Origin of the sequence: Streptomyces sp. HUAS MG91, assembly GCF_040529335.1 — a bacterium.
In the GTDB taxonomy this organism is placed as follows: domain Bacteria; phylum Actinomycetota; class Actinomycetes; order Streptomycetales; family Streptomycetaceae; genus Streptomyces; species Streptomyces tabacisoli.
This window is the reverse complement of the sequence record NZ_CP159535.1, coordinates 82,470-95,194: the sequence shown is the minus strand read 5'-3', so window position 1 is coordinate 95,194 and position 12,725 is coordinate 82,470. Positions and strand designations below refer to the sequence as shown.

2 protein-coding genes are annotated in these 12,725 nt (G+C 72.2%); both read right to left on the bottom strand.

Going from position 1 to position 12,725, the window contains the following annotated elements; translation table 11 throughout:
• Positions 1 to 36: 36 nt before the first annotated feature.
• A complete protein-coding gene (locus ABII15_RS38765; protein WP_353947385.1) occupies positions 37 to 3,846 on the bottom strand; it encodes an amino acid adenylation domain-containing protein in 3,810 nt (1,269 codons plus the stop codon).
• Positions 3,843 to 12,722: an amino acid adenylation domain-containing protein gene (locus ABII15_RS38760; protein WP_353947384.1), complete on the bottom strand. Its 8,880-nt coding sequence runs from the start codon at positions 12,720 to 12,722 to the stop codon at positions 3,843 to 3,845. Before ABII15_RS38760 ends, ABII15_RS38765 begins: the two co-directional genes overlap by 4 nt.
• Positions 12,723 to 12,725: the final 3 nt, after the last annotated feature.

Here is a 12,725-nt window from a genome sequence, read left to right as displayed (position 1 = left end):
CGCCGTCGCACCGGCCGCGGCGGACGCGCTGTCCGGTCATCCCGCCAGCTTGCGGTTGATGACCTCGAAGACCTCGGCCACGGGGCCGGGCATGTGCATCTCGTGGTGCACGGCGCGCACGTCGTGCACCTCGATGTCGCCGAGCACGTAGGGCCGCCACAGGTGCGCGTAGGTCTCGTCCTGGAGCGTCGCGCTGAAGAAGACGACGTCGCCGCGGTAGACCGGCGATTCGAAATCCATCATGAGCGTCGTGTTGTTGGTCAGCACCTTCGCCATGGTGTCCAGGAAGTCTCCCTGGTTGCCGGTGCCGATGTACTGGCCGAAGTACTCCTCCAGCTCGCCCCGGTAGTCGGACTCCGTCTTGCCGGCGTGGATCTCGGTGAAGCCGTGGCCGCCCGGCTGGGAGTCCAGGATGGCGACGAAGGAGATCTCGTGCCCGCGCCGGTCCAGTGCCTCGGCGACGGCGTGCACCACCGTGCCGCCGTAGGACCAGCCGATGAGGTGGAAGGGCCCCTCCGGCTGGATCTTCAGCATCTCGGTGACGTAGTCCTCGACCATCTCCTCGACCGAGCCCGCCAGTTTGTCCTCGCCGTCGGAACCGCGGGCCTGGAGGGCGTAGGCCTGCCGGTCCTCCACGTGCAGCACGAAGCTGAAGTACGCCCAGCCGAGGCCGCCGCCGCCGTGGAAGAACCACACCGGCTCCTTGCCCGTGCCGGGGTCGGCGTTGAGCGGCAGCACCACGGCGAACGGGTCGGCGATCTCCACGGGGATGTCGCCGGTGAGCAGCAGCGCGGCCAGTTCGGCGACCGTGGGGAACTTGATGATGGTCTTGAGGGGGATGTCGACGCCGAACCGGTTGCGGATGCCGGCGCTGAGCCGGGTGGCCAGCAGCGAGTGCCCGCCGAGGGCGAAGAAGTCGTCGTCGATGGCGACCTGCTCCAGGCCGAGCAGTTCACCGAAGAGCGCGCACAGCTTCTCCTCGTGGGCGTTGCGCGGTCCTCGGCCGGCGGCCGGGGCGCTCGTGTCCTGCGCCGGCAGTGCCGCGCGGTCGAGCTTGCCGTTCGGGTTCAGCGGGATCTCCGCGAGCGGGATCACCGCGGCGGGCACCATGTACTCCGGGAGACGGCGGCGCAGGTGGTCGGTCAGCAGGACGAGCAGATCCTCGCTCGTGCCGTCGGCGCCCACGGCGTCCGGCTCGGGCACCACATAGGCCACGATGCGCTTGTCGCCGTCGTGGTTCTCGCGCACCACGACCGCCGCCCGGGCCACCGCGGGGTGCCCGTCGAGCACGTGCTCGATCTCGCCCAGCTCGATCCGGAAGCCGCGGACCTTGACCTGGAAATCGGTGCGGGCGATGTACTCCAGCTGCCCGTTCCTGTCCCACCGCACCAGGTCGCCGGTGCGGTACATCCGGGTGCCGGCGGCGCCGAACGGGCAGGCCACGAACCGCTCGGCGCTCAGGTCGGGCCGGTTCTGGTAGCCGCGGGCCATCCCGGCCCCGGCGATGTAGAGCTCGCCCTCCACCCCGCGCGGGACGGGACGCAGCCGCGCGTCGAGAACGTACATCTGGAAGTTGCCCATGGGCCGCCCGATCGGGGCGCCCTCCCCGGGCCTCACGAGCGCCTGGGTGCACCACGTCACGGTCTCGGTCGGGCCGTACATGTTGAACACTTCGGTGGCCTGCTTGGCCAGGGTCTCGGCGAGGCGTACGGGTACGGCCTCGGCGCCGATGATGATCCGCAGCCCCTTGGCGGCGAGCGGGTCGTGCATCAGCAGCATCTGGAAGAAGGCGGGCGTGGCCTGCACGGCGGTGATCCCGTGCCGGCGGATCAGCGCCAGCACGGCGGCCGGGTCGGCGACGGTGCCCTTGTCGGCCACCACCATGGTCGCCCCGGAGACGAACGGGAGGTACAGCTCGGTGTTGGCCATGTCGAACGCCACGGTCGTGCTGAACAGCATCCGCTCGCCGGCCGCCAGCGGGAACGTGCGCCCCGCCGTGGCCAGGTAGTTCGCGACCGCGCCGCGCGGGATGGTGACGCCCTTCGGCTTGCCCGTCGAACCCGACGTGTAGATCACGTACTGGGTGTTCTCGGGGCGGACCGTCACGTCCGGCGCCTCGTCCGGGTGGTTCGACCAGTCCACGCCGGCCAGCGTCTCGGCGTCGAGCACCAGCACCGGGTCCGCGTGGTCGAGGATGTAGTCGATCCGGGAGCGCGGGTGGTCCGGGTCGATCGGGACGTAGGCGCCACCGGACTTGATCACCGCGAGCAGTGCCACCACCAGGTTCACGGTCCGGGGCAGGCGCACGGCGACCCGTGACTCCGTGCGCACACCGCGCGCGATCAGCCAGTGCGCCAGCCGGTTCGACCGTGCTTCCAGCTCCTCGTAGGTGAGCGTCTCCTCCTCGCCGATGACGGCGAGCGCCCGCGGTGTCGCCCGCACCCGGTCGCGGAGCGCCGCGACCAGGTCCAGGGTCGGCTCGGCGGTGTCGTTGACCTCGACGAGCAGGTGCCGCCGCTCCTGGTCGTCGAGCACGTCGACGTCCCCGACGCGCATCCCGGGATCGGCGACCAGTTGCTCCAGCACGCGCGCGAACCGTCCGGCGACGGCCTCGACCGTGTCCCGGTCGAACAGGTCGGTCGCGTACTGGATGTCGCCGCGCAGCGCCCCCGTGCCGTCCTTGATCACGTTGAAGAACAGGTCGACCTTGGAGGTGGACGGGGTGGCCTGCTCGACCTCCACCGTGAGTCCGGCGAGTTCGAGGTCGGGGCGCTCGTAGTTCTGGAGCCCGAGCATCACCTGGAACAGCGGCTGGTACGCCGCGGAGCGCTCCGGGTTGATCGCCTCGACCAGCATGTCGAAGGGCACGTCCTGGTGCTCGTAGGCCGCCAGCGCCTTGTCCCGCACCTGTCCGAGCAGGTCCGTGAAGGTCGGGTCGCCGGACAGGTCCGCGCGCAGCACCTGGGTGTTGACGAAGAAGCCGATGAGGTCGTTGAGCGCCTCGTCGGTGCGTCCGGCGATGGAGCTGCCGATCGTCACGTCCCGGCCGCCGCCGAGCTGCTGGAGCAGTACCGCGAGTGCGGCCTGGAGGACCATGGACAGGGTCGCCCCGCGCCGGTCGGCCAGGGTCTGCAGGCCGGTCGCCACCTCCGGCTGGACCACGAGGTCGACGGTGGCGCCGCGGCCGCTCGCCTCGGCGGGCCGCGGGCGGTCCAGCGGCAGGTTCAACGGCTGGGGCACCCCGGCCAGTTCCTTGCGCCAGTACTCGACCTGCGTGGCGGCGAGGCTCTCCGGGTCCGCCACGTCGCCGAGGACCTCGCGCTGCCACATCGTGTAGTCCTTGTACTGCACGGGCAGCGGCTCCCAGGCCGGCGCCCGTCCGCCGCGGCGGGCGGTGTAGGCCGCGGCGAGGTCCCGTACCAGGGGGGCGCCGGAGCTGCCGTCGGTGGCGATGTGGTGGATGACCAGGACGAGGACGTGCTCCTGGGCCGAGCAGCGGAACAGGTGTGCGCGCAGCGGGAGTTCGGCGGTCAGGTCGAAGCGGTGGGCGATGGCCCTGTCGACGGCGCCGGACACGTCGTCCGGCGCCACCTCCGTCAGCGGCAGCTCCGGCGAAGCCTGCGCGATCGGCAGGATGCGCTGGTGCGGTTCGCCGTCGGCGTCGGTCGCGTAGACGGTGCGCAGGATCTCGTGCCGCTCGACCACGTCGCGGAGCGCGGCGGCGAGGACGTCCCGGTCCAGGGTTCCGGTGAGCCGGAAGGCGGCCGCCATGTTCCAGGAGTCCGAGCCCCCCTCCAGCTGGTGCAGGACCCACATGCGGCGTTGGGCGAATGACAGCGGAATCATTGGTTCACTCCCTCTACGAACATCTTGCGCAAACCGGGACGACGGGGAGCGGCCAGTTCCTCTGTCCACGCGGCGAGCGCGGCCACCGTCGGAAGGTCGAAGATCTTGCGGATGGGAATCTCGATGCCCAGCTCGGCGCGGGCGCGGCCGATCAGCCGGGTGGCGAGCAGCGAGTGCCCGCCGAGTTCGAAGAACCCGTCGTCGGCGCCGACCCGGTCCACACCGAGCACCTCGGCGAAGAGCGCGGCCAGGCCCTTCTCGCGGGCGGTGGAGGGCGCCCGGTAGGCGGCGCCGGTGAACTCCGGCTCGGGCAGCGCGGCCCGGTCCAGCTTGCCGTTGGGGGCGAGCGGGAGCCGGTCCAGGACCACGAAGGCGGACGGCACCATGAACTCGGGCAGCCGTTCGGAGACGAAGGTGTGCAGTTCCTTCGTGCCCGGGGCGTCGTGCCCGTCGCCGGTGCCGGGCACGACATAGGCGACCAGCAGCTTGCCGGCACCTTCGGTGCGCCCGTCGCGGGCCACGACGGCGGCCTGCGCGACGTCGGGGTGCGCGGTGAGGGCGGCCTCGACCTCGGCGGGCTCGATGCGGAAGCCGCGCACCTTCACCTGTGCGTCGCCGCGGCCCGCGTACTCCAGTTGTCCTTCGCCGTTCCAGCGGGCCAGGTCGCCGGTGCGGTACATGCGGGCGCCGGCCGGGCCGAACGGGTCGGCGAGGAAGCGCTCGGCGGTCGGCGCGGTGCGGCCGAAGTAGCCGCGTCCCACGTTTCCGCCGACGTACAGGTCGCCGACCGCGCCCGGGGGCACCGGGGTCAGGCCGGGGCCGAGGACGTAGGCCCGCATGTTGCCGAGCGGGGTGCCGACGGGCGCGCTGCCCGTCGTGTCGCCTGCCTCGCCGGTGACGGCGCAGGTGGTGGCGTAGAACGACTCGCTCTGTCCGTAGGCGTTGACGATCCGGGTGCCGGGCAGGGCCCGGCGCACCTTCGCGACCAGGGACGTGGGCAGGGCCTCGCCGGCGAAGACGAGCGTCTCCACGTCGGTGCGGCCGGCGATCTCGTCGACGAGTTCGGCGAAGGCGGACGGGACGGTCGAGATGACCCCGCCGCTCCAGCCCTCCTTGCGCTCGCCCAGGACCAGGACGTCCCGGACCAGTTCGACGACGCCGCCGGTGGCGAGGCCGGTGAAGATCTCGAACGCCGAGACGTCGAAGTTGACCGAGGTGCCCGCGAGGATCCGCTTGCCCGGCGCGAGCCCCACGCGGTCGGCGAGGCGCAGCACGCCGTTGACCACGTTCGCGTGGGTGATGGCGACGCCCTTGGGCCGGCCCGTGGAGCCGGAGGTGTACATCACGTACGCCAACTGCTGGGCGTGGACCGGGCTTTCGAGGGCCGGGCCGTCAGCGTCGGACAGGTCGAGCGTGTCGAGGAGGACGTCCGGGGCGTCGTGCTCCGGCAGCGTCCCGGCCGTCGTCGTGTCCGTCAGGACCAGGCGCGGCCGCGCCTCGCCGAGGATGGCCGCCAGGCGGTGTCCGGGGTACTTGGGGTCGACCGGCAGATAGGCGCCGCCCGCCTTCAGAACCGCGAGCAGGGCAATCACCAGGTCCGCCGTCCGCGGCAGGGAGACCGCGACCAGCGACTCGGGGCCCACGCCGCGGCCGGCCAGTTCGCGTGCCAGGCGGGCGGCCCGGGCGGTCAGCTCGCGGTAGGTGAGCGTGCCGCCCTCGGCGATCACCGCCGCCTCGTCGGGGGTCCGTGCCGCCTGCGCCTCGACGAGCCCGCAGATCGTGGTGTCCGGGGTCGGGGTGTCCGTGTCGTTGAACGCGACGAGCAGGCGCTCGCGTTCGGCCGGCTCCAGGACGTCGAGCTGGGCGACCTTGCGGCCGGGAGCGGCGGCGAGCTGCTCCAGGATGCGGACCAGGCGGGCGGCGAACGTCTCGACGGTGTCCCGGTCGAACACGCCGTGCGCGTACTGGAGGATGAACTGGAGGTTCGGCTCCACCGCCGCCATCAGGCCCAGCGGGTAGTGGGTGCCGTTGGTCGGGCGCAGGCCGGTGAAGGCGACGCCGTCGGCGGCCTCGGTCGCGGCGCTGATGCCCTCCTCGTCGACCGGGTAGGACTCGAAGACGACCAGGGTGTCGAAGAGGGACGGCAGGCCCGCGGCCTGCTGGATCTGGGCGAGCCCGTGGTGATGGTGGTCCATCAGGGCGGCCTGCCGCTCCTGCAGCCGGGTCAGGACCTCGGCGAGGGTGTCGCCGGGGGCGTACGCGACGCGGACGGGCAGGGTGTTGATGAACATCCCGACCATCGTCTCGACGTCCGCCACGGCGGGCGGGCGGCCGGAGACGGTGGCGCCGAACAGCAGGTCGCGGCGGCCGGTGAGCTGGCCGAGCAGCAGGCCCCAGGCGCCCTGGACCACGGTGTTGACGGTGACGCCGAGCTCGGCGGCGCGCCGGTCGAGCCGGGCCGACACCTCGGCGGGCAGGGCGAACTCGACCTGCCCGAGGCCGTCGTCCGCGCCCTCGGAGCCGGGTGCGAGCAGCGTCGGCTCCTCGACCCCGGCGATCTCGGCCGCCCACGCGCGGGCCGCCTCCGCCTCGTCCTGCCGGGACCGCCAGGCCAGGAAGTCTCCGTAGCTGCGGGTGGCGGGCAGGTCGGCCGGGTCGCCGTGGGAGGCGTACAGCAGCAGCAGGTCCCGCATCAGCAGGGGGATGGACCAGCCGTCGAACAGGATGTGGTGGGCCGTCACGACGAGTTCGGCGCGGCCGGGTTCGAGCACGGCCAGGGCGAGCCGCATCAGCGGCGGGATGCCCATGTCGAAGTGGGTGGCCCGGTCCTCGGCGAGGAACTCCTCGAAGGCCTCGGTCGCCTCGGCCTCGCCGACGGTGGTCAGGTCGAGGTGGCGCCAGGGCAGGGTCACCCCGTTTGCCGGCACGACCTGCACGATGTCGCCGTCGGCCCCGGGGACGAAGGCGGCGCGGAGGTTGGTGTAGCGCTCGACGAGCGCCTGCCCGGCCCGGCGCATCCGGTCCGGGTCGACGTCGCCGGAGAGGTGGAACACCAGCTGCATGTGGTAGGCGTCGAACGACGATCCGGCCATCTGGGTGTGGAAGTGGATTCCGGACTGGGCGGGGGTCGTCGGCCAGATCTCGGCGAGCGTGCCGAACCGGTTCTCCCAGCCGTCGATCGCTGCCTGGTCCACCGCGACCAGGGGGGCGTCGGACGGGGTCAGGCCGCCGGCGTCCTCCGTCGTGGCGTGCTCGGCCAGCGCGGTCAGCGCCCGCACCCACAGGCCGGCCAGTTCGGTGACCTCGTCGCGGGAGAGGACTCCGGTCGGGAAGCCGAAGTAGGCGGTCAGTTCGTCGCCGTCGCCGGTGTCGGTGGCCACCGCGTTGATCTCCAGCGCGGAGAGGACCGGCATGTCGGCGTCCGGGGCGGCGATCAGGTCCCGGTAGGTGCTGTCCGGGGTCCAGCCCGAGCCCCGCTGCTCCTCGGGGACGCTGCCGGAGGTGCGGCCCAGGTAGTTGAAGCCGATCTGCGGTTCGCGTCCGGCGGCGAGGACGGCTCCGGTCTCGGCGTTGAGGTGGCGCAGCACGCCGTAGCCGATGCCGTTGTCCGGCACCGCCCGCAGCTGTTCCTTGACGGCCTTGACCGCGCGGCCCGCGGCCGCGCCGCCGGCGAGCGCGTCCGCCACGTCGACGCCGGTCAGGTCCAGGCGTACCGGGAACACCGAGGTGAACCAGCCGATGGTGCTCGACAGGTCGGCGCCGGGTATCACGTGTTCCTCGCGGCCGTGGCCCTCCATGCGCACGAGCGTCGAGGAGGCCGACTCGCCGCGGGCGTGGCGCCAGTGGGCCAGCGCCAGCGCGAGGGCGGCGAGCAGTCCGTCGTCGACCCGGCCGCGGAAGACCGCGGGCACCCGGGTCAGCAGCGTCTGCGTGACGTCCGCGGGGAGCTGGACGCGGACGGTGTCCACGGTGGCGGTGACGTCCTGTGCGCGGTCCAGTTCCCGGGCGCCGAGCACGGGCTCGTCGCCCTGGAGGATGCCCTGCCACACCGGCAGTTGGGCCGCCGCGGTCTCCGGGTCGGCCGCCAGGTCGGCCAGGGCGTGTGCCCAGCGGCGCAGGGACGTGCCCTGCGGGGCGGGCTGCGGGGCGTCACCGGCGCGGACCCGCTGCCAGGCGGCGGCCAGCTCGGGCACCAGGATCCGCCACGACACCCCGTCGACGACGAGGTGGTGGAGGACGATCAGCAGCCGGTCGGCGTCCGTGCCGGAGGTGAACCGCACGAACTGCGCCACGACACCGGCGTCCGGGTCGAGCCGGTCGGCGGCGGCGTCGAGTTCGGCGTGCACGTCGGCACCGTCGAGGGAGACCTCGCGCAGCAGACCGGCGGCGTCGACGCTGCCGGGCGGCGCGATCAGCAGTCCGGGCGCCTCCCGGTCGAGCCGGGAACGGAGCACGTCGTGCCGGTCGAGAACGGTCTGGAGAGTGGCGAGCAGTCCCGCGCGGTCGATGTCGTCGGGCAGGGTCAGCATGCCGGACATGGAGAACCGGCCGATGCCGCCGCCCAGTTCGAGGACGTGCGCCGCCATGGGGGGCAGCGGGGCCCGGCCGACGCCGCCGCCGGGCAGTTCGGCCAGGGTCACGCGTTCGTCGTCGCGTCCTTCGACCAGTTCGGCGAGGCGGGCGACGGTGCGGTGCTCGAAGACCTCCCGTGTGCTGACGGCCATGCCGAGCGCCCTGGCCCGGGCGACGACCTGGATGGACCGGATGCTGTCGCCGCCGGTCGTGAAGAAGTCGTCGTCGATGCCGACGGTCCGCAGACCGAGGACCTCGGCGAACAGTGCGCAGAAGGATTCCTCGATCCGGTTGCGCGGCGCGCGTCCGGTCGATGCCTGCGCGTAGTCCGGGGGCGGCAGCACGCGCCGGTTCAGCTTGCCGCTCGGGGTCAGCGGGATCTCGGAGAGCGGCACGAGGGCGGCGGGCACCATGTAGCCGGGGAGCCGCTCGGTCAGGTAGTCGGGCAGTCCGGCGAGGAGCGGGCCGATCGCCTTGGCGAGGGCCGGGGTGTTGGGCCGGGCGCGCCGGCCCGCGTCGGTGGTGACGAACGTGCCGGTGACGGCGGCCTCGGCGGGCAGCGCGGGCAGCAGCAGCGCGTCGTAGCAGCGCGGGTCCTCGCCCGACAGCGTGAGGACGGCTGTCAGGCCGTGAGCGTGGGCCCATTCGGTCAGGTCGTGCGGGTCGACCGCTTCGCCGGGCAGCGCGGTCGGGTCGAGGAGCCCGGCGGCGACCGCGACGGCGGCCTCCTCGGACAGCCGGGCGGAGGGGATGCCGGTGACGCGCACGGGCCCGTCCTCCGTGCGCCCCGCGAGGTCGGCGGGGGTGGCGAGCCGGCCGCCCCACGGCACCTCCGGCAGGCCGGAGAGGTCGAGCACGTCGGCGGGCGCCTTGTGCAGGACGACCTCGTAGCGGTGCCGGGTCAGTTCGTTGTGGGCCTCTCCCGGCTTGAGGCGGATGTCCACGGCGACGGAGTGCCGGGCCGCCCAGTCGGCGAACCACTCCGGGGGGACCACGAGTTCGCGTTCGGCGAGCAGTTCCTTCTCCACGAAGGTCCGCAGTTCGTCGTGCGAGGCGTGCGGGTGGGCGGCGCGCTGGACGGCGGTGAGCAGGACGCGCAGCGTCGAGGCGTTGCGCACATCGCCGACGATCATGCGGCCGCCGGGTTCGAGCAGTTCCATGACCTGGCTCAGGACGTGGTCCAGGTACTCGGCGCTCGGGAAGTACTGGGCGACGGAGTTGAGGACCACCGTGTCGAAGCGGCCCTTGGGCAGGTCGGACAGTTCGTCGGCGGTACGGGCGCTGAGGTGGACCCGGTCGCCGAACCCGAACCGCTCGGCCTGGGCGGTGACGCGTTCCACGACGGGAGCGGAGATGTCGGTGCCCCAGTACTCGTCGACCTCGCCGACGATTTTGGCGAGGAGCAGGCCGGAGCCGACGCCGATGTCCAGGACGCGCCGGGGCGCGTACCGCAGCACCTGGGCGACGGCCGCGTCCCGCCACTGCCGCATCTGCCCGACGGGGATGGGCTCGCCGTCGTACGACGACGTCCACATCTGGAAGTCCTCGCCCCACGCCTCGTCCTCGGAGGCCCGGTAGCTGTCGTCGTAGAGCTCGCGCCAGTCGTCCTGCTGGTCGTCGGCGTCCTCGACCGCGGCGCCGGGGTCGGGCACGACGTAGCCGACGAGGCGCTTGCCGCCCTCGCGGTCCTCGCGGACCACCACGGTGGCCTGGGCCACGCCGGGGTGGTCGGTGAGGGCCTGCTCGATCTCGGCGAGTTCGATGCGGAAGCCGCGGACCTTGACCTGGAAGTCGGTCCGCCCGATGTACTCGACCTGACCGTCCTGCGACCAGCGCACCAGGTCCCCGGTGCGATACATCCGCGTCCCCGGAGCACCGAACGGGCAGGCCACGAACCGCCCCGCCGTCAGACCGGTCTGACCCAGATAGCCCCGCGCCAGCCCCGCGCCCGCCAGATACAACTCACCCGCGACACCCGGCGCCACCGGCTTCAGCGCCGCGTCCAGCACATACACCTGCGTGTTCCACACCGGCGCCCCGATCGGCACCCGATCCGCCCCCGGCACATGCCGGTACGCGGTCACCTCCACCGACGCCTCCGTCGGCCCATACAGGTTGAACACACCACACTGCGGGAGCACCTCGGCGACCCTGTTCGCCAAAGCCGGCGGGAACGCCTCACCCGCCACCTCGATCCACCGCAGACTCGTGCACCGACTCGCACCCGGCTCCGCGACGAACACCTCCAGCAACGACGGCACGAAGTCCGCCCCCGTCACCCCCTCACGCCGGATCAACTCCGCCAGATACGCCGGATCACGCCGCCCGTCCGGACGCGCGATCACCACCGCCGCACCCACCTGCAACGCCGCGAACAACTCCGGCACCGACACATCGAAACTCGCCGTCGTCGACAGCAGCACCCGATCCGCCGGGCCCACCCCGAAATAACCCAGCCCCCACGCCAACCGGTTCATGATCGACCGGTGCGCCACCTGCACACCCTTCGGACCACCCGTCGAACCCGACGTGAAGATCACATACGCCGCATGGTCCGGCTCAAGACCGACCACCGGATTCGACTCCGGATACGAAGCCACATCCGGCAACACCTCATCCAGCACCAGCAACGGCTGAGCCACGTCCAGCACATGACGCACCCGGTCCGCCGGCAACTCCGGGTCCACCGGCACATACGCCGCACCCGACTTCACCACCGCATAGATCGCCACCAGCAGATCCACCGACCGCGCAATCCGCACCGCCACCAGACGCTCCGGACCCGCACCCCGCTCGATCAGCCAATGCGCCAGCCGGTTCGCCCGCGCATTGAACTCCGCATACGACAACGACTCCGACTCACCCACCAACGCCACCGCATCCGGCGACCGCTCCACCTGCGCCTCGAACGCCCCCGGCAACGTCCCCACCGCCACCTCACGCCCCGTGGCGTTCCAGTCGGTGAGGAGCAGCTTCCGCTCGGCCTGGTCCAGTACGTCGACGTTCCCGAGGCGCACGCCGGGGTCGGCGGCCACCTGCTCCAGGATGCGGACGAGACGGTCGACCACGGCGACCGCCGTGGAGTGGTCGAACAGGTCCGCCGCGTACTCGAGGCGCCCGTGGGCACGGCCCGAGGCGTCGGGGACGATGTTGAAGAAGAGGTCGAACTTCGCGGTGTCCGTACCGGCCGGGACGGGGGTGACCTCCAGGCCCGGCATCTCGATGTCAGGCCACACGAACTGCCAGGCCAGCATCGTCTGGAACAGCGGCGGGTACGAGGTCGAGCGCTCCAGGTTGAGCAGTTCCACGAGCCGCTCGAAGGGGACGTCCTGGTTGTCGTACGCGGCCAGGGCCTTGTCCCGTACCTGTTCCACCATGTCGCCGAAGGTCGGATTCTTCGACAGGTCGGCGCGCAGCACCCAGGTGTTGACGAAGAAGCCGACCAGGTCGTTCAGCGCCTCGTCGGTGCGCCCGGCGATCGGGCTGCCGATCGTGACGTCCTCACCGGCGCCGAGCTTGTTCAGCAGGACGGCGAGAGCGGCCTGGGCCACCATCGGGGCGGTGGCGCCGCGGTCGGCGGCCACCTTGCCGAGCCGGGAGACCAGGTCGGAGTCGAGCAGGAACGCGACGTGGCCGCCGCGGTGTCCCACGATCGTGGGTCTCGGCCGGTCCAGCGGGAGCTGCGTCGGCTGCGGCACCTCGTCCAGTTCCTTGCGCCAGTAGGCGATCTGGGGTGCGGCGACGCTCTCGCGGTCCCCGTCCTCGCCCAGCAGCTGCCGCTGCCACAGGGTGTAGTCCTTGTACTGGACCGGCAGCGGCACCCACTGCGGCGCGGTTCTGCCGTGGCGGGCCGTGTAGGCGGTGACCAGGTCCTTCAGGAACGGGGCCATCGAGGAGCCGTCGGCCGCGATGTGGTGGAACACGAACGCCAGGACGTGCTCGTGCGGGGAGAGCCGGAACACGGTGGTGCGCAGCGGGAGTTCGGTCTCCAGGTCGAAGCCCAGGACCAGTTCCTCGTGCAGTGCGGCGTCCACGTCGTCGGCGTTCACGTCGACCACGCGGAACGGCAGGGCCGCCTCCTCGGGGGGCAGGACCCGCTGCTCCGGTGTGCCGTCGGCGTTCTCGACGACCAGGGTGCGCAGGCTGTCGTGCCGTTCGGCGACGTCCGTGACCGCCGCGGCCAGGGCCGCGATGTCGAGGGCCCCGTCCAGGCGGAGCACGAACGGGATGTTGTAGGTCGCGGACGGCCCTTCCAGGCGGTGCAGGAACCACATCCGCCGCTGGGCGAAGGACAAGGGGATCATCGA

Coding starts and splice junctions, on each gene's coding strand:
- ABII15_RS38760 (WP_353947384.1), bottom strand. CDS start 12,722: ATGATCCCCTTGTCCTTCGCCCAGCGGCGGATGTGGTTCCTGCACCGC.
- ABII15_RS38765 (WP_353947385.1), bottom strand. CDS start 3,846: ATGATTCCGCTGTCATTCGCCCAACGCCGCATGTGGGTCCTGCACCAG.